This is a genomic window from Paenibacillus mucilaginosus 3016, assembly GCF_000250655.1.
Taxonomy (GTDB): Bacteria; Bacillota; Bacilli; order Paenibacillales; family NBRC-103111; genus Paenibacillus_G; species Paenibacillus_G mucilaginosus.
On sequence record NC_016935.1, the window covers coordinates 6,924,909 to 6,942,703 of the forward strand.

The 17,795-nt window shown below is 59.4% G+C and carries 13 protein-coding genes and 1 pseudogene; 3 read left to right on the plus strand and 11 right to left on the minus strand.

The genetic code is table 11. The features are described from left to right. Positions 1–142: 142 nt before the first annotated feature. Positions 143–1,363, minus strand: a complete 1,221-nt coding sequence (locus tag PM3016_RS28570) for an ornithine--oxo-acid transaminase (protein ID WP_014371841.1) — start codon at positions 1,361–1,363, stop codon at positions 143–145. Positions 1,364–1,639: 276 nt separating this feature from the next. Here PM3016_RS28570 and PM3016_RS28575 point away from each other — a divergent pair. Together PM3016_RS28575 and PM3016_RS28580 are read left to right on the plus strand one after the other, a co-directional pair. Next, a pseudogene (locus tag PM3016_RS28575) lies at positions 1,640–3,278 on the plus strand (sigma-54 interaction domain-containing protein). A 562-nt stretch (positions 3,279–3,840) separates the two neighbouring features. Further along, positions 3,841–4,413: an NAD(P)H oxidoreductase gene (locus PM3016_RS28580; RefSeq protein ID WP_013919912.1), complete on the plus strand. Its 573-nt coding sequence runs from the start codon at positions 3,841–3,843 to the stop codon at positions 4,411–4,413. 53 nt (positions 4,414–4,466) lie between these two features. Here the strand turns inward: PM3016_RS28580 and PM3016_RS28585 are convergent, their stop codons facing one another. Next, a complete protein-coding gene (locus PM3016_RS28585) occupies positions 4,467–4,829 on the minus strand; it encodes a winged helix-turn-helix transcriptional regulator (protein ID WP_014371844.1) in 363 nt (120 codons plus the stop codon). A gap of 339 nt (positions 4,830–5,168) precedes the next feature. Here PM3016_RS28585 and PM3016_RS37650 point away from each other — a divergent pair, with 339 nt between their 5' ends. Beyond that, the gene (locus PM3016_RS37650; RefSeq protein WP_014371845.1) at positions 5,169–5,264 is read left to right on the plus strand and encodes a YjcZ family sporulation protein; all 96 of its coding nucleotides are present in this window, start codon (positions 5,169–5,171) and stop codon (positions 5,262–5,264) included. Positions 5,265–5,318: 54 nt separating this feature from the next. On the opposite strand, the gene PM3016_RS28590 is transcribed toward PM3016_RS37650, so the two are convergent. From PM3016_RS28590 to PM3016_RS28630, 9 genes are all read right to left on the minus strand, one after another. Further along, a complete protein-coding gene (locus PM3016_RS28590; RefSeq protein WP_014371846.1) occupies positions 5,319–6,932 on the minus strand; it encodes a response regulator in 1,614 nt (537 codons plus the stop codon). After that, complete coding sequence (locus PM3016_RS28595) at positions 6,917–8,806, minus strand: histidine kinase (protein ID WP_014371847.1); 1,890 nt, start codon at positions 8,804–8,806, stop codon at positions 6,917–6,919. The genes PM3016_RS28590 and PM3016_RS28595 overlap by 16 nt, the downstream gene beginning before the upstream one ends. A 107-nt stretch (positions 8,807–8,913) precedes the next feature. Further along, on the minus strand, positions 8,914–10,503 hold the full coding sequence (locus PM3016_RS28600) for an extracellular solute-binding protein (protein ID WP_016362921.1): 1,590 nt from the start codon (positions 10,501–10,503) through the stop codon (positions 8,914–8,916). 80 nt (positions 10,504–10,583) lie between these two features. Beyond that, positions 10,584–11,462, minus strand: coding sequence for a carbohydrate ABC transporter permease (locus tag PM3016_RS28605; RefSeq protein WP_013919918.1), 879 nt, complete (start codon positions 11,460–11,462; stop codon positions 10,584–10,586). Between the two features lie 15 nt (positions 11,463–11,477). Beyond that, complete coding sequence (locus PM3016_RS28610) at positions 11,478–12,434, minus strand: ABC transporter permease (RefSeq protein WP_014652435.1); 957 nt, start codon at positions 12,432–12,434, stop codon at positions 11,478–11,480. Between the two features lie 226 nt (positions 12,435–12,660). Next, positions 12,661–13,485, minus strand: coding sequence for a carbohydrate ABC transporter permease (locus PM3016_RS28615; protein ID WP_013919920.1), 825 nt, complete (start codon positions 13,483–13,485; stop codon positions 12,661–12,663). Then, positions 13,478–14,377: a carbohydrate ABC transporter permease gene (locus PM3016_RS28620; protein WP_187296797.1), complete on the minus strand. Its 900-nt coding sequence runs from the start codon at positions 14,375–14,377 to the stop codon at positions 13,478–13,480. The genes PM3016_RS28615 and PM3016_RS28620 overlap by 8 nt, the downstream gene beginning before the upstream one ends. Positions 14,378–14,507: 130 nt before the next feature. Next, complete coding sequence (locus tag PM3016_RS28625; RefSeq protein WP_014371850.1) at positions 14,508–15,806, minus strand: ABC transporter substrate-binding protein; 1,299 nt, start codon at positions 15,804–15,806, stop codon at positions 14,508–14,510. A 189-nt stretch (positions 15,807–15,995) separates the two neighbouring features. Next, the gene (locus PM3016_RS28630) at positions 15,996–17,780 is read right to left on the minus strand and encodes a cache domain-containing sensor histidine kinase (protein WP_014371851.1); all 1,785 of its coding nucleotides are present in this window, start codon (positions 17,778–17,780) and stop codon (positions 15,996–15,998) included. Positions 17,781–17,795: the final 15 nt, after the last annotated feature.

Here is a 17,795-nt window from a genome sequence, read left to right on the forward strand (position 1 = left end):
CCCGCCGATCTGAACAGCGGGCGGCATGGCGGCCCCCGCCCCTCCCGGCTTCGGAGGAACGGGCTGCCTGACGTCCCCTGTCACACAGCCCTCCGCCCTTCCGGTCACTTTAGACTTTTGCTTAACGCCATCCGGCCCGCTCTTACTCCGCCGCTTGGGAGCCGGATTCCGCCTCGGCGAACACCTGCCGGATCCGCTCCAGCGCCCAATCCAGGTTCTCGCGCGTGATCGTCAGCGGCGGAGCGAAGCGGATCGTCGTCTCGTGCGTTTCCTTGCATAGCAGGCCGAGTGCCTTCAGCCGCTCGCAGTACGTCCGCGCCGGCCCGGTGAGCTCCACCCCGATGAACAGGCCGCGCCCGCGGATCTCCTTGATCCGGCCGCTGGCGATCTTCTTCAGCTCCCCGAGGAAATAAGCGCCGAGCTCCGCCGACCGCTTCACGAGCTGCTCCTCCTCGAGCACCTCCAGCGCGGCGATCGCTACGGCACAGCCGAGCGGGTTGCCGCCGAACGTAGAACCGTGCGAGCTCGGATTGAACACGCCGAGAATCTCCGCATCCCCGGCTACGGCCGAGATCGGGAACACGCCGCCGCCCAGCGCCTTGCCCATGATGTAGAGGTCCGGCAGCACGTCTTCCCAGTCGCAGGCGAAGAGCCGGCCGGTACGCCCGAAGCCCGTCTGGATCTCGTCGGCGACGAAGAGCACCCGGTTCTCCCGGCAGAGCTCACGCGCGCCCTTCAGGAACCCTTCCTGCGGGATGAGGATCCCCGCTTCCCCCTGGATCGGCTCCACCAGGAAAGCCGCCGTATTCGGGGTGATCGCCGCCCGCAGGGCCTCCAGGTCCCCGTAAGGCACGATCTTGAAGCCCGGCGTGAACGGCCCGAAGCCCCGCTGGTACTCCGGATCGGAGGAGAACGAGGTGATCGTCACGGTGCGCCCGTGGAAGTTCCCGCTGCAGACGATGATCTCCGCCTGGTCCGCGGGCACGCCCTTGACGTCATACGCCCAGCGGCGCACCGCCTTGACTGCGGTTTCGACGGCCTCCGCTCCTGTATTCATCGGCAGGATCATGTCCTTGCCCGTCAGGCGGGACAGCTTCTCGTAGAACACGCCGAGCTGGTCGTTGTAGAAGGCGCGCGAGGTCAGCGTCACCTTGTCCGCCTGCTCCTTCAGCGCCGCGATGATCTTCGGGTGCCGGTGTCCGTGGTTCAACGCCGAGTAGGCGCTGAGCATATCCATATAGGCGTTCCCTTCTGGATCGTGCACCCACACCCCCTCGGCATGGGAGATGACGATCGGCAGCGGACGGTAATTCTGTGCGCCGTATTTCTCGGTTTGTTCAATAATATGTTGGGTCTGCGTCATGGGAATGACCTCCTGGACCGGAATGGGTTTAAGGATTTTCATTATGAAATGCCTTCGCTTATCTATATAGCAAGAAACGTGCCAAAAGATCTCCGGCCATCAAATCGCCATTTTACGGACAGAAAAGGGGAGAACGGGAGTGCATTGGTGCAAAATCATTTGGCAGTGCCGTGGAATTTGGCATGAAATCACATGATCGGGGATTGGGGTGAAAAATAATTTTGCACCGGAGCCGGCTCATGCTACAATCGACACTACAGAAAGGGGCACACCTTCATGAGCGCAGAGAACACGGCAGGACGGCAGGACCCCCTCGCCTTCTATAAGCAGGCCATCGATCATATCAACGAAGGGGTTCATGTCGTGGACCGGCAGGGCCGTTCGGTGGTGTACAACCGCAAAATGACGGAGCTCGAGTCGATGAACGAATCGGATGTGCTCGGCAAGAGCCTGCTCTCGGTCTTCCAGTTCCCCGGCGGGCAGGAGAGCACCCTGCTGCAGGCGCTGAACACGGGCCGGCCGACGCTGAATGTGCGTCAAACCTACTTTAACCAATCCGGTAAAAAAATAACGACGATCAACAACACCTATCCGATCGTGGAGGACGGGGCGATCATCGGTGCCATTGAAATCGCCAATGATGTCACGAAGATGGAGCGGCTCGTCCGGGAGAACCTGCTGCGGCAGCGCAAAGAGGGAGCCCTCTACACCTTCGACAGCATCGTCGGAAGCAGCGAGGCGCTCCAGCGGGTGATCCTTCATGCGCAGCGCGCCGCGCGGACGAACTCCTCCGTGCTCGTGGTCGGGGAGACCGGGACGGGCAAGGAGCTCTTCGTCCAGGGCATCCACCAGGCAAGCTCACGCTCCGGCGGCCCGTTCATCTCGCAGAACTGCGCGGCGCTCCCCGAGGATCTCGTGGAGGGGCTCCTCTTCGGCACCACGAAGGGAGCCTACACGGGAGCGGTCGAGCGCCCCGGTCTCTTCGAGCAGGCGGAGGGCGGCACGCTGTTCCTCGACGAGATCAACTCGCTCGCCATGCCGCTGCAGGCAAAGCTGCTGCGCGCGCTGCAGGAGCGCTCGTTCCGCCGGCTCGGCGACACCCGCGAGCGCTCCATGAACGTGCGCATCCTCGCGGCGATGAACGAGCATCCCGATGACGCCATCGACGGGGGGCGGCTGCGCGAGGACCTGTACTACCGCCTCGGCGTCGTGACCCTGCTCCTGCCGCCCCTCCGGGAGCGCCCGGAGGATATTCTGCCGCTGGCCCGGCACTTCATCCGCCGGTACAACGACCTGTTCCAGATGCAGGTCGAAGGCGTCAGCGCGGAGGTCGAGGCCTTCTTCCTCGCCCCACCCGTGGCCCGGCAACGTCCGCGAGCTGCAGCACACGATCGAGGGGGCGATGAACCTGCTCATCGACGAGACCGTGATCGAGCTGGAGCACCTGCCGATCCGGCGGATGAGCCGGACGACGCGCCCGGGCGGCGGCACGGCACGGGGCGCCCGCGGGGATGCGGCAGCGGGCGCGGACGCGGCCGCAGGCGCCCCGGGGCAGCGCTCGGACGCTGAGGCGCCGGCGGCCCTGAGCGGCGCGGGTGCAGGCGGAGCCTCGGAGGCCTCGGGCACAGCCGCGGCCGCAGGTCATGACGGCACCGCCGGCAGCGCGGACACGGCTGCGGGTAGCCCCGCCGCCTTCCCCGCGGAGCTGGCGCCGCTGCTCGAGTCTTCCGGGGGCCGGACGCTCCGCGAGCAGCTCGAGCTCTTCGAGGCCTACGCCGTGCGCCGGGCCGTCGACCGGCACGGCGGCAACATCGTCCGTGCCTCGAAGGAGCTGGGCCTCAGCCGCCAGAGCCTGCAGTACCGGCTTCGCAAGCTCAAGCTGAAGCAGCCCGCAGAGCCTCCCTTAGGCCAATAACCAACGATAAAGAAGCTGCCGGCAGATACGGCAGTACTAGAAGTGAGGAAGCCTATGAATATCGTTCTGATCGGGATGTCGGGAGCCGGCAAAAGCACCTTAGGCGTGCTGCTTGCCAAAGCTCCGGGGATGTTCCCTATGACGAAATTCAGAGGAGACTAACGAACATCACACCCGGGGCATTGTCATCCAAAAGGGCAGCAGTCTTCAGGACGTCTACGACGAAAGGGTTCCTCTGTACCTCAAGTACAGTGATCTGACGCTTGATTGCTCCAATAAGGGGATCGAAGCTTGCACTGCTGATATCATAAAGAATATCCGGAGGCGCCAATTACAGTGAATCAAGCATGATATGCCTTGTGCAAAGCCGCCGTCCACTGGCAGCTCGACGCCCATGATTCTTGTGTCATTCCCGCCAAAGGGTTCCACAGGTACCGAGCAGTGCCTGGGTTGGGGCACCTTTTGGTTCCTACAGAACCAAAAAGTGCGTACTGTTAGGATGGCGGTCCTTCCTGCATAATGAGAGCTGCAGCACTTACTTTGAATAAGGAAGGTGTTCCCTATGAAAGTACTGACGGTTGTCTCGCATCCCCGGCTCAATTCTCTGACCTTTGCGGCAGCGGACCGGTTTGTTCAGGGTCTTACCGACGCCGGGCATGAGACGGAGGTATTGGATTTGCACCGCAGCGGCTTTGACCCCGTTCTCTGGGAAGCGGATGAGCCCGATTGGTCAGGCACGGCGAAGCGGTACTCCCCCGAGGTGGAGGCGGAGATCGAGCGGATGAAGCAGCATGATGCGCTGGCTTACATTTTCCCGCTGTGGTGGTACTCCATGCCCGCCATGCTAAAGGGGTACATCGACCGCGTATGGAACAACGGCTTCGCTTACGGCAGCAGCAAACTTCCTCATCAGCATGTATTGTGGCTCAGCCTGGCTGCCGCTTCTTCCAAGGATCTCGAGAAACGCGGGTACGACCGGATGATCACGCATTTGCTCAATGTGGGTCTGGCCGACTATGCGGGAATACCGGACTCCAGGGTCGAGTTCTTGTACGAAACCCTGGATCAGCAGCCGGGGCACACCGAAAAACTCCTTGAGCAGGCTTACACCTTGGGACTGAATTTTGCGAAGTAAGAAACAAAAATGAGCTCGGCCCTGTAGTCATGGCCGGCTCATTTTTCATATCATCATTCCGCTCGGGGAGCTTCCTTTTTGCTGAAGTGTCCCTGAATATACTTCTCTCCCCACTCGCACATCTGATCCAATATGGACTGCAGCGACTCTCCGGTTTCCGTCAGTTCATAGACCACTTTGAGCGGCACCTGATTGTAGACCGTTCTGAGAATCATTCCGTCCTCTTCGAGCTCCCGCAGCTGCTGGGTTAACATTTTTTGCGTGATGTCGGGCATGGCTTTCTTCAGCTCGCTCGTTCGATTGGGGCCATACGACAAGTGGCACAGGATCAGGGTCTTCCACTTGCCTCCGATCACCTCGATCGTAGCCTCCGCCGGGATCATGTACCTTCGTTTCCGTTGTGGCTCCATGGACATCGTTACCTCCAAAATAGAAAAAGCGTGGTGTAAAGGTACTTTTCGGCACCTATATCACTTATGGATATGAATGGCACAACAAAGCATGTTATTCCTTTTTTTATTATACGATACATAATTTCCCTGCAACAACATGAAATGTTCTTCGATATGTAAAAAGGCGGCTGAGGGATTCACAGGTATCAAGGGGCCGCATCATGCCATTGGGGAGAGGCCATCCGGACCGCCCAATGGCTCTATTGGCAGCACGAAAACGACCGCCCAATTATGATTACAGCCTAAGCATTTCATAATAAACATTCGTACAATACCGTATCGGTTCCGAAGGGAGGAAACACCATGAGCTGCGTAAAAGGCTTCTACACCAGCACAGCGACAATCCTGGTCCTTTACATTCTGCTGGTCATCGTTCTTGGGGCAGGTTGGATGATTTAAGGAAGGAAAGCTCAAGCCCCAAGGCTTGAGCTTTTTGATGTTCGTACCGATCCATTACCCCTTCCTGTAGCTCATCGGCGTCACGCCGGTCACTTTCTTGAACATCGTGATGAAATGCGACACGTTCATATACCCCACCGCCTCGGCGATCTGGCCGATGCTGAGGCAGGTGCCCGCCAGCCGGCGCTTCGCTTCCGCCATCCGTTCGTGGATGATGTAGTCGGAGAGCGAGACCCCCGTCTGCTTCTTGAACAGGCGCGAGAGATACGAGGGGTTAAGATAGACCGCTTCGGCGATATCCTCCCGGGAGAATTCCTCGTGCAGGTGCTCGGCAATGTACTGCTTGACCCTGCCGATAAGCTCCGAATCGCCGCCGGCATGTGTCTGGTAATACGCCATCCCCGCCCCCACCACCTTGCCGGCCCACAGGCGGAACTGGGAGAAGCTGCGGATGCCGGACGCCGGATCGATGAGGTCCCTCCGTCCGAACGCGTCGTACACCGACAACCCCTTCTTGTGAAAAGCGGTAAACAGCGTATAGAGCACGCTCGCATACAGGCAATCGAGCTCCTCCTTGCTGAGGCTCCCCCTGCTCTCCAGCACGCTGCACCGCTCCTCGATCCCGCCGATGAGCTCCGCGGCGCGTCCGTGCTCGAAGAGCAGCACCCAGTCAGCCACTGGCACGGGTGAGGCTATACGATCCCCGCCCGGGGGCTTCCCGGCCGCGGGGGCGTCCGCCCTCATCAGCACCGTGCCCGAAGCGGAGACGTTGACCCGCTCCATCTCGAGCAGGTCCTGGAAGCCCGCGGGCAGCCGCAGCAGCTCCGTTCTCTCCCCGACATAGCAGGACAGGCTGCACTTGAAATGCCTTTCGCCGTACCTGATATACTCCTGGCATAAGCGCCGGATCTCTTCCATGTCCAGCGCACCTCCCGCCGGTGCATAGACCAGAACCAGGTTGACTCCGCTGCGGTCCAGGATGACCGTACCCGGCAGCGCCTCGAGCATCATCTCCGCGGCCACCTTGCGCAGCGCGTATTCCATGATCTCCTCGTCTCTGGCCGTCAGCTCCTCCTTCCACATCTCGACCGAGATCAGGATCGGAAGCACGCCGTCCTCCCCCCGCAGGGGGATGCCGTACTGCTTCAGAGCGGCGCCCAGTTCGTGCGGATGCGGTGCGGTGCGCCGGTTGATGAGATCCTGCCAGAACCGCTCGACGAGATAGGGCAGCTGCGCTTCCCACTGCCGCACATACTGCTCGTGAAGCTCGCCGTACGACCGGGTCTGCCGGTTCTGTCTCCACCTTGCCAGTGCCTGCCCGGCCGCTTCCCGCACCGCTTCGTGCCTGACCGGCTTCAGCAGATAGTCGAGGCTCCCGAGCTGAAGCGCTTTGCGCGCATACTGAAAGTCGGCATGGCCCGTCAGGAAGACCGAAACGGTGCTCTCCGAATGCTCGTTGACCCACTCGAGCAGCTCGATGCCGCTTTGCCCCGGCATCTCGATATCGCAGATCAGGAGGTGGATGTCGTGCGCGGCCAGGAGCTCCTTGGCCTGCTTGGCATTGTAGGCTTCATATACTTCGCTCACCCCAAGCTCCGTCCATTCGATGCCCTGCACCAAGCCGCGGACTGCGGTCCTTTCGTCGTCTACGATCAATAAAGAATGCATGACGCCTCCCCCTCCCCGCTGCCCTTCACTTCTCCTTTCCCTTCCGCTCCTGAACCCTGCAGTACGGCCGGAATTCGGATGACCGCCGCCGCCCCGTGCGGCTCTTTATTATGGAAGGAGATGGATGCCCGGTCCCCATGCTTCATCCGGAGCCGGTGATACACATTCCACAGGCCGATATGACTGTCCGAATCCGACACGTTCATGAAGTATTCGCTGGTGTTCATCGCCTTGAGCTTCTCCGCCGGGAATCCCGCGCCGGTATCCCAGACTTCTATCTCAAGATACCTTATAGGCTCAAGATACCTTACAGGCTCAAGATACCTTACAGGCTCAAGATACCCTACTGGCTCAAGATACCCTACAGGCTCCGAATACCCGGCAGGCTCCTCCATGAGCGACCTCACCCGGATCCCGATCTGCAGCGACTCCACCTCTCCCTTGAACCCGTGCACCATGCAGTTCTCAACCAGGGTCTGGATGGTCAGCGGCGGAATCATCACTCCTTCGCATGCCGGCTCGACGTCGATGCGGCAGGTCAGGCTGTCCGGGAAGCGCACCTGCTGGATCGCCAGATAGCCTTCGACGAACGCGATCTCCTCGCGGACCGGCACCTCTTCAGTATTTTTGCGGATGCGGAAGCGGAAGAACTCGGCCAGGTGCAGCGCAAGGGTCTTCACGGTCTCCGTCTCCCGGAGCACGGCAGCGTTATAGATAATGTTGAGGGTATTGAGGTAAAAATGCGGATTGATCTGCGCCTGCAGGTACTTGAACTCCGCACGCTGCACTTTCAGCCGTTCCTCGTACATATCGATCTTGAGATCGCGGATCTCGGTCCCCATCTGGTTGAAGGTCTGGATCAGGTAGGAGAATTCGCCGGGTGGCTCCTCCTTCACCTGCACGCTCAGGTCGCCGTGCACCATCTTCCGCATCCCGCCGAGCAGCCGGCTCATCGGCACAAGGAGAATCCGGCGCAGGATGAAGTAGTAGACACAGAGCACCGCCATACACACGAGCGGGATCGCATAGATCATCTTCTTATAAAAAGGCAGCTGCAGCAGCACGTTCTTCTCCGGGATCGAAATCACAAGGAACAGGTCGGTCTCGCCGAGCTTCATCCACAGGGTCAGCCGGCTGCCGCCGCCTTCCCGCGAATCGGCGAGAATCCGGTAGGGCTCCTGCCGGTCGCCGAGCAGCTGCCGGAGCGACTGCGTATCGTGCGGGGCCAGCGTGGTCGGTGTCAGCGGGACGCCCTCGGCCGAGAGCAGGAAGATCTCCCCCTCCCGGCCGAAGTTGAACGGCTTGATCGACTGGGTGAGACCGGACAGCGGCACCCAGGCGCCGAGGTACACCCTGCCGTCAAAGGATACGACCTTGAGCAGGGAGTGCGATCCATTTTGGGTCACCACACTCCAGGCCGTAGAGGGCACGGCCGCCTGCGTATGCGCCTTGATGGCGACAAGCTCCTCGTCCCGCAGGTCCTTGTCCCGGTAGCTGACGATGAAGTTGTCCGCATCGCTGTCATAGACGAAGAAGGCGCCTGCCGCCGGATGGTTGTTGAGCTCCATGTACATTTTCTTCGAGAGGGCCACCTGCGACAGGTCGTACGCCTCCGAGCCGTATTCGTAGATGCCGACTGTCTTCAGGTCCGTGTCGCTGAGCACCTGCTTGTACAGATAATTGGTCATGCCGGCGATCGACTGGTCCATCTGACGCACGTATGTGGCGAGCAGATTCTGGTTCGACTGCGCGACCTGTACCCGGACAACGTCCATCGAGTACAGCGTGATGTAATACAGAAAAATGATCAGCGGCGCCAGCACCAGCGCGAAGGCCGTAACCATTTTGAGCTGCAGTGACGTACGGATCTTCATAGCCCCACCCTCTCCTCCTGCGGCTGTCCGGCAGCCTCTCATCTTCAACAGCGACAGCGAAGCCGGCCCGCCCGAATGCTCCGGACCGGCCAGCTCCGCTGCCCCTCTTACTTGTTCTTCTCGTTATACATGGCCGTCCAGGCGTCCTCGACCCCCTTCAGCCCCTGCTTCTCGAGCTTCTTGATCAGCTCGTTATACAGCGTGACGACTTCCTCCTGGGAGCCGGCCATGATGATCTTCGTGAGCTCCGTGTCGATGGCGGAGGTCATGTTCGCGAACGCGATCCCTTCCTTGGACTCGCCGTTCAGCGTCAGGATGCGCAGCTGGGTCGCATCGAAGTTCACCGCTTCCACAAGGGCACGGTCCGCACGGCGGTCCGGCGCTTCCGCATCCCGCTCCCAGTTGTACTTCTGGTACTGGTTGAGGTCGAGGTAGCGGACGCCCGTTTTCTTCCCGTAGCCTTCGGAATCCTTCATGATCTCCTCGTATACGCCCGGCTTCAGCATCGGCTTGCCGTTCACGTTCTCCCAGGTCTGGCCCTCGATCCCGTAGAAGGAGAGAATCTGCCCTTCCGGACTCAGGTAGTAGTTGAAGAATTCCATGATCTTCTTCGGATTCTTCGCGTTCTTCGTGATGACCGCCACGTTCCAGCCCGTCTTGTCGTAGCCGTCGCCGTTGGGCTTCACGCCGGCCGTGCCCGCCGGATGCGGCACCGCCTTGTAGAAGGCCTGCGGGTCCGTCATCTTCAGCACTTCGCTCGCCTTCCAGAGATCCCAGAAGTTCGCCACGATGACGGCATACCTTCCCTTGGCGGCCGCTTCGTCGAACTGCTCCGTCTTGTAGGTGAAATTCTCGGGGTCGAGCAGCTTTTCCTTGTACAGCGTGTTCATCCACTTGAGGGCATTCAGGGTGGATTCGCCGCGGATAAAATGCTTCACCCGCTTCTCTCCGGCATCGTAGTAACGGGAACTGGAGTTCTGGGCGCCCCACAGATTGGCGATCCGCTCGACATTTTCGGTAACGCCTTGGAAGCCGATGGCGTACACCGCCTTGCCGTCTATGGTCAGCTTGCTGTCACGGACCTTGCGCAGGTACTCGGTCAGCTCGTCGACCGTCTTGAACTGCGGTGTGCCGAGCTTCGCATAGATGTCGTTCCTCACGCTGAACGAGCCGCCGACGGAGAACTCCCCTTTCTCGTTGAACCAGTTCGGGATTCCGTACACATGACCGTCCGGCTTGCGCAGCGCATCGACCGCCCCCTGCGGGATATGCTTCGTCAGGATGTCCTTGTAGCCGTACTTCTCCGCGAGCTCGTCGATCGGGTACAGGGCCCCCGCAGCGATGTACTTGTCGAGCACGGGACCCCGGTCCATCCACATGACTTCGGGGTAATCTTTGGCAAGCAGCATGATGCTCGCTTTCTCGTTGCCGTCTCCGGATACGCCGTTGAACTGGAAAGTCACGCCCGTCTTCTCGGTAAGCGCTTTCGTAACAGGGTCACTGCCCCACACCTTGGGCTTCCACCACTCGTACATCCACGACGCCTCTACCGTGACCGGCGCGTTCGGGTCGGCGTTCTCCGCCGCAGCCGGTGTCTCCGGCGTCTCATTCGATGCCCCTCCGGAGCAGGCGGTCAGCGAAGCGGCCACACTGACGGCGAGAACGGTCTGCGGAAGCTTTCTCTTCCAGGATTTCATACGGTACGACACCCCATTCATTTAGGTTTATATTAATTGGTATAGATTCATTTGACAATCCCGATTCATAGGAAGATCCGCTAGCCCTTGATCGCGCCGACCATCAGCCCCTTGGTAAAATGCTTCTGGAACAGGAAGTAGATCAGCGAGATCGGCACGGCCGTGATCACCACCGAAGCCGCCTTGATCGTCATCTGGTTCGCCTTGAGGCGGTCCATCAGCTGGGACTGGGCTGCATTCGTAACCGGTGTCTGCGACAGCGCGATGATCTTGTAGAGGAACGTCTGGATCGGCTGCAGCTTCGGATTGTTGTTGAAGATGTACGCATCGAACCACGAATTCCAGTGATCGACCCCCACGAAGATGCAGATGGTCGCCACGATCGGCATCGATACCGGGATGATGATCCGGTAGAACGTGCTGAAGTAGCCGCAGCCGTCGATGATCGCCGACTCCTCCAGTTCCTTGGGCAGCTGCTCGAAGAAGGTTTTCATGAGGATCATGTACCAGACGTTGATCGCTCCCGGAATGATGTACACGAGGAAATTGCTCAGCAGCCCCATCTCCTTGTAGAGCAGGTACGTCGGGATCAGCCCGCCGTAGAATATCATCGAGAAGACGCAGATGAGCAGGTAGCCCCGGCGGCCCATCAGCCCCTTCTTGGACAAGCCGTAAGCCAGCAGGCCCGTGCAGAATACGGTCACGAGCATGCCGAGCGCGGTCCGCGACAGGGTCACCATATACGCGCCGATGATCGTTTTGTCCGAGAACACCACCTGATAGGAGCTCACCGAGAACTGGCGGGGCCACAGGTAGATCCCGCCCTTCTGGGCGTCCAGCCCGTCGCTGAACGAGATCGCCAGCGTATTGATGAACGGATACAGGGTCCCGAGGCTGAGCAGCACCATCAGGGTGATATTAAAGTAGTCAAAGGTCCGCTCTCCAAGCGTTCGCTTCATTGTTCCATGCCCTCCTTACCATATGCCCATATTGAACCGCCGGGCGATGGCATTGCTGCCCCATACGAGCGCGAACCCGATGACGCTCTTGAACATCCCGACCGCCGTCGCATAGCCGTACCGCCCTTCCTGCAGCCCCGCCTCCAGCACATGGATATCGAGGATGTCCGATACCTCCTGGATCACCGGGTTGCGCAGCACGAGGATCTGGTCGAACCCCGCGTCGAGCACGTAGCCGATCCGCAGGATCAGCAGGATCACGATCGTCGTCAGGATCGAAGGCAGCGTGATCCGCAGCATCTGCTGGAACCGGTTCGCCCCGTCCATCTTGGCCGCCTCATAGATCTCGGGATCGATACCCGCGATGGCGGCCAGGTAGATGATCGCCCCCCAGCCCATCTCCTTCCAGTTCTCCGTGATGATCAGGATCGGCCAGAAGTACTCCGGCGTGCCCATGAAGAAGATCGGCTCGCTGATGAAGCCCATGGCCATCAGGACATTGTTCAGCGTCCCGTCATCCTTGCCGAGCACCGTGAGGATCAAGCCCCCGACAATGACCCAGGAGAGAAAATGCGGCAGATACGAGATCCCCTGGAACGCGCTCTTCAGTCTCGAAGAGCGGATCTCGTTGAGCAGCAGGGCGAACAGCACCGGCAGCGGGGTCAGGATTACAAGCTTGAGCAGCGAGATCATCACCGTGTTGTACATGACCGTCCCGAACGCCGGGGAGGTGAACAGGTCCTCGAAGTGCTGCAGCCCGACCCAGGGGCTGCCCCAGATGCCCTTGGTCACCGAGAGCTCCTTGAAGGCCAGCTGCATGCCGTAGATCGGGAAGAACTTGAACACGATCAGGAACAAGATGCCCGGCAGCACCATCAGCTGCAGCTCCTTCTGGGCCATCAGCCGCCGCCACACCGAACGCCTCTCCTTCTCCTTTCGTACGGCGGGATTGACCGCCGATTGCATTTGCATTAGGCTCCATGCCCCCTTCTATTCATTGGTTTCCTTCGCTTTCTTTCTCACATTATCCCACGGGGGCGGCCAGGCTGTCTTTTGGTCTGGTGACCATCTATACGGGTTTGGTGACCAGGGACGGCTTCCTGGACAGGCGGCCGGCGGTGACGCCCGAGTCCGGGAACGGCAAAAACCGCGCCCTGGTGTTAGGACGCGGTTCGCGTAATGGTAACGAATGGAGCAGCTATTTGACCGACCCCGTCATGCCCGCCACAAAATGCTTCTGCATCAGGAAGAACACGAGAGCGGTCGGCACCGTCGCGATGACGATGGCGGTCATGATCAGGCCGTAATCCGGCGAATAGCTCGACCCGAGGTTCGAGATCAGGAGCGGAATCGTGATCTTGTCAGGGGACTGCAGCACGACCAGCGGCCACAGATAGTTGTTCCAGCTCGACATGAACGTGATGATCGCCGCAGCCGCGTAGGTGGTCTTCATCGTCGGCACGTAGAGCCGGAAGAAGACGCCGAGCTCGGTGAGCCCGTCGATCCGACCCGCCTCAATCATATCCTTCGGGAACATTTTCGTGCTCTGCCGGAAGAAGAAGATGAGGAAGGCCGTGGTCACCGTCGGCAGGACGACCGCATACATCGTGTCGATCCCGATGGCGGGAACGACCTGGGAGATGCGGGCGAACATCCGGTAGAGCGGCACCATCATCGCCGCGAACGGGATCATCATCGACAGCAGCAGCACGGTGAAGACGATGTCCCGGGCCTTGCTGCGGAAGATCTCAAAGCCGTACCCGGCCAAGGAAGCGATGAGCAGCGCGAGGAATGTCGTGCTCAGCGAGAGCTTGGCGGAGTTAGCGAGCGCCTGGATGAGCTCCGTGCTGTCCAGCAGCTTCTGCAGGTTCGCCATGAAGTGGGTGCCGGGCAGCAGCGTCCCCCTCGTGACATCGACCGACCGGTTCGTGGAGGAGATCACCATCCATAGGAACGGGAAGAACGAGACGAAGGCGGCCGCGCTCAGGAACAGATAGATGAACGTACGCCGGAGCTTAGCCATTCTTTTCACCTCCAAGCTTGAACTGCACGATAGACAGCACGACGATCATGATCAGGATCGAATACGAGACGGTTGCCGCATAACCGAAGTCCGGCGAATACTTGAACGACAGGTTGTAAATGTACTGCGAGATCGTCATCGTCGCGTTCCCCGGTCCGCCCTTCGTGATGTTCATGACCTCGTCGAAGAGCTGGAGCGTCCCGATCGTGGAGGTAATCGAGGTGAACAGGATGATCGGCTTCAGCAGGGGAACCGTGATCTTGAAGAACTGCTGGAAGGCCGAAGCCCCGTCAATCCGGGCCGCTTCATAGATCGAGTTATCGATATTCTGCAGCGCAGACAGGTAGAAAATCATGTTATAGCCGGTCCAGCGCCAAGTTATGGCGAGAATGATCGTAATCTTCGCCCAGAACGGGTCGGTAATCCACTGGATCGGGCCGGAGATCAGCCCGACCTTCAGGAGCAGCGCATTGACCAGGCCGTTCGATGCGAACAGGTATTTGAAAATAACCGAGTACGCTACGAGGGAAGTCACGCACGGCAGGAAGATCGCCGTCCGGAAGAAGCCCTTGAACTTCAGCTTGCTGTCGTTGAGCAGAACCGAGATAAACAGGGCCAGGATAATCATGACCGGCACCTGGATCACCAGGTAGATCAGGGTGTTCTTCACCGTGGTGAGGAACGTGGTATCCGTCAGCAGCCGCTCATAGTTGCCAAGTCCCGTATAGGTCAGATTCGAGCCCTTGCCGGATTGGAAGCTCAGCAGCAGCGCCTCGGCCATCGGGTAGAAGTAGAATGCGATGATCATGGCGACGGCCACGAACACGAATGCCCATCCGACCCGGTTGTAATTCGAGTTTAAGCCCTTCTTTCGCTTAGGTGCGGAGGTCATGACCGCCTTTACCTTTGCCGTATTATTCATCCTGTTCTCTCGCCTCCTTTCTGGAGGGAATGCTGTCCGGACGGCCCGCGCCGCTCGGGCGCCACCGTCCGGCAGCCCTTCCCTGCCGTCATGTTCGTTCCTACTTCAGCTGCGATTGAGCCTGGGCCTGCGCGTCGCCTAGCACCTTCTCAATGTCCTTGCCGTTCAGATAGTTCTGCATTTCGACAATCAGGATATCTTCCACCGCGTACGTATGCATCCCATAGTTGACATTAGGAATTTGCTTCGTCCACTCCGCGAAGTCGGCTGTGATCTTCTGGCCGCCGAAGAACTCGTCGCCCTTCTCATAGGCTGCGCCGCTCGAAGCCGCTTTCAGGGTGCCGAGCGCGCCGACATCCGTCACCAGCTTCTGGTACAGGTCCGCGTCCGAGGCGAAGGTCTTCGCGAGGAAATCCGCCGCCGCTTCCTTACCCGGCACGTTCAGTACATACCACGAGGAGCCGCCGAGGTTCGAGGCATTCACGGACTTGGCATTGCCCGCCATCTTCGGAATCGGCGCCACAGCCCACTTGCCCGACTGATCCTTCGCCGCCTTGATCGAAGGGGTAATCCAGTTGCCGGTCGGCACCGACGCCACTTCGCCGTTGTTGAAGCCGGCCACGAACTGGCTCCAGTCGGAGTGCATCCGGACAATGTCCGACTCCATCATTTTCTTATAGGTCTCGAACGCTTCCTTCAGATCCTTGTTGCCGGCCAGCGTCGGCGTCTTGCCGTCCTTGTCCAGGTACCAGGAGCCCGAGGATTGGATCATCACCCGGATGATGCCGAGGTCGTTCGGATCCAGAGAGATCATCGCCTTGCCGGTCTTGGCCTTCACCGCTTTGCCGATCTCGATGAAGCGGTCCCACGTGATATTCTTGAGGTCGTCGGCCTTGAAGCCGGCCTGCTCGAGATAGTCCGTCCGGTAGTAGAACCCGGTCACGCCGGAGTCGAACGGCACCCCGTACTGCTTGCCTCCGAAGGAGGTCGGGCCGGACTTATAGTCGGCGAAGTCGGCTCCTTTGATCACGGAGGAGAGATCGTAGAAGGCATCCGGATAGGCGCTCAGGAAGCTCTGCGCCCGCAGGTCCTCAATCAGCACGATATTCGGCAGCCCTTTGGTCGTTCCGGAGTTGAGGCCGGCGTTCAGCTTCTGGATAATGTCTGCCTGCGCATTCTCCACAATGTTGATGTTAGCGTCACCATTCTTGGCCTGGTAAGCTTCCTTCGCTTTGTTCAAAGCTGCAATATTGAAGTTCGGGTCCCATGCCCAGATCGTCACGTCTTTCACCGCTTCGGCGGCTTCCCCGCTTCCGCTCTTCGGCGTCTCGGTCGCGCCGGAAGAGCATCCTGCTGCAAGCAGAAGAGCTGCCATCGATACTGCAATCGTTTTCTTCATCTTTTTCATTCCCCCAATGAGTATGATCCGTTGAACTGAAGCAGAATGTGTAAGCGCTTATACATGTATCATACCGAAAGGGTGGGCGATGCCGTTAGGAGAATCATTGTCCGCTTTTGTACTTTATTTGTGAATTTGTATCCGCTTTCTTTATGCATTTGTACTCTTTTTGGCTTTCTTGTACTCTCTTTAGCTTTCCAGGAGCGGCAGGCGGATTTTGACCCGCGTCCCCTCGCCGGGCCGGCTTGTAATCGCTACCCCGTACGGCTCCCCGTACAGCAGCTGGATGCGGTCATGCACATTCTGAATCCCGATCCCGGAGAAAAAGTGGCTCTTCCCTCCGTCCGTCGGCAGCTTGTGCTCCCCGGTCAGCCCTTCGATGCCGTCCCCGTTGTCGACGACCTCGCAGACCAGCGTCTCCCCTTCTCTGGCCACAAGCACATGCACGGTGCCCTGCTGCTTGCGGTTGAAGCCGTGGAAGAACGCGTTCTCGATGAACGGCTGGATCATGAGCTTCGGTACGTGATAATGCAGGCAGTCGGGGGCGATGAAGAAATTGGCCCGAACCCGGTCCCCGTACCGGACATGGTTGATGAAGACATAGCTTTTGAGATTGGATATCTCCTGCTCCACCGTGACCGTCTCGCTGACGTTCCCGATCGCATTCTGCAGCAGCGTAATCAGCGCGTGGATCGTCGCCGCCGCCTTCTCCTTGCTGTCCTGCTGCACCAGGAACTTGACCGAAGCGAGCGTGTTGTACAGAAAATGCGGATTGATCTGCCGCTGCAGCGCCGCTAATTCCGCATTGCGCTGCTCCTTCTGCGTGGCCACCAGCTCGTCGACATACTCGTGGAGCTCGTCAAGCATATAGTTGAAGGCATGGCCGACCTGCCGCGTCTCGTAGCTGCCTGTCACCGAGACGTAATTCGTGAAGTCGTTCTCCGTAATCCGCGACATCTGGCGGACGAGCAGCGTCAGCGACCGGGTCATGCCTCTTGTAATCAGGAAGACGATGACCAGCGCTCCGAGCACGAACAGGGAGCAGGTGAGGACGATCGCTTGCTTGTTGAGCATCTGGCCCGAGGCGAGCTCACTGTCAATGACATTCACGAGGTACACATCGTAGAAAGGCAGCTCCTCCGCGAGGATAATGCTGTCCTTTCCCCATACCTTCCCTTCCATCGTCCGCACCTGCTGTTCGGTAATCTGCGAAGCATACCGCAGCAGGTCCGGGGTATATTCTCCCCTGTAATCCTCTCTATTACTCGAGACGATGAGGCCCGTCCGGTCGAGCAGGAATACATCGTTGCCGACACTGGAGAAACTCGCATAGAACTGGCGGAAGTCGCTCTCCCGGACCGCCACATACAGGGTGCCGTAGACTTCCCCGGTCGAGCGTTCGCGGATCGCCTGCGTGGCGACGATCAGCGGTTCCTTGCTTCCCACATCCGAAGGTCCCGGCCGGTAATACTGGTAGGTCATCTTCTTCGGCTGCTCGAGGGCCCTGCGCGTCATCTCCAATCCCTCGAGCTGCCTGGCCTGCAGCGGCAGCAGGGACCGGTCCGTCGAGTAGCTCCGGCCGTTGACGCCGCTGATCGTGATGCTGACCTGATAGGCGTCGATGATCGACTGAATCCTGTCCATCTCCTGGCGGATCGCGCCGTACTGCCGGGCCATCGTCAGGGAATCGCTGTCCCCTTCGGTCAGGAACGACTTGACCGTCCCGCTCTGGAACACGTTGTTGGCAGCGGTGATGACTGTATAATGGAACGAGTCCATGTTCGTCTTGATCTGGGAGATCACCTTGGCATTGGTAATCCCGAACGTATCGGTGAAGAGCTTCACCGACATGTGCAGCGTAATCCACGACGTGGTCGCCGATACGGCGACAATGCTGACCACCATCACGGCGATCAGCTTCACGAACAAGCGGCTCTCTTTCCATTTTCCCCACAGCGATCTGATGAGCTTCACGGTCTCTCTCCCCCG

Excerpts from the sequence above, each read along its gene's own strand:
- PM3016_RS28570 (WP_014371841.1), bottom strand. The coding sequence starts at position 1,363 with ATGACGCAGACCCAACATATTATTGAACAAACCGAGAAATACGGCGCA.
- PM3016_RS28580 (WP_013919912.1), top strand. The coding sequence starts at position 3,841 with ATGAAAGTACTGACGGTTGTCTCGCATCCCCGGCTCAATTCTCTGACC.
- PM3016_RS28585 (WP_014371844.1), bottom strand. The coding sequence starts at position 4,829 with ATGTCCATGGAGCCACAACGGAAACGAAGGTACATGATCCCGGCGGAG.
- PM3016_RS37650 (WP_014371845.1), top strand. The coding sequence starts at position 5,169 with ATGAGCTGCGTAAAAGGCTTCTACACCAGCACAGCGACAATCCTGGTC.
- PM3016_RS28590 (WP_014371846.1), bottom strand. The coding sequence starts at position 6,932 with ATGCATTCTTTATTGATCGTAGACGACGAAAGGACCGCAGTCCGCGGC.
- PM3016_RS28595 (WP_014371847.1), bottom strand. The coding sequence starts at position 8,806 with ATGAAGATCCGTACGTCACTGCAGCTCAAAATGGTTACGGCCTTCGCG.
- PM3016_RS28600 (WP_016362921.1), bottom strand. The coding sequence starts at position 10,503 with ATGAAATCCTGGAAGAGAAAGCTTCCGCAGACCGTTCTCGCCGTCAGT.
- PM3016_RS28605 (WP_013919918.1), bottom strand. The coding sequence starts at position 11,462 with ATGAAGCGAACGCTTGGAGAGCGGACCTTTGACTACTTTAATATCACC.
- PM3016_RS28610 (WP_014652435.1), bottom strand. The coding sequence starts at position 12,434 with ATGCAAATGCAATCGGCGGTCAATCCCGCCGTACGAAAGGAGAAGGAG.
- PM3016_RS28615 (WP_013919920.1), bottom strand. The coding sequence starts at position 13,485 with ATGGCTAAGCTCCGGCGTACGTTCATCTATCTGTTCCTGAGCGCGGCC.
- PM3016_RS28620 (WP_187296797.1), bottom strand. The coding sequence starts at position 14,377 with ATGACCTCCGCACCTAAGCGAAAGAAGGGCTTAAACTCGAATTACAAC.
- PM3016_RS28625 (WP_014371850.1), bottom strand. The coding sequence starts at position 15,806 with ATGAAGAAAACGATTGCAGTATCGATGGCAGCTCTTCTGCTTGCAGCA.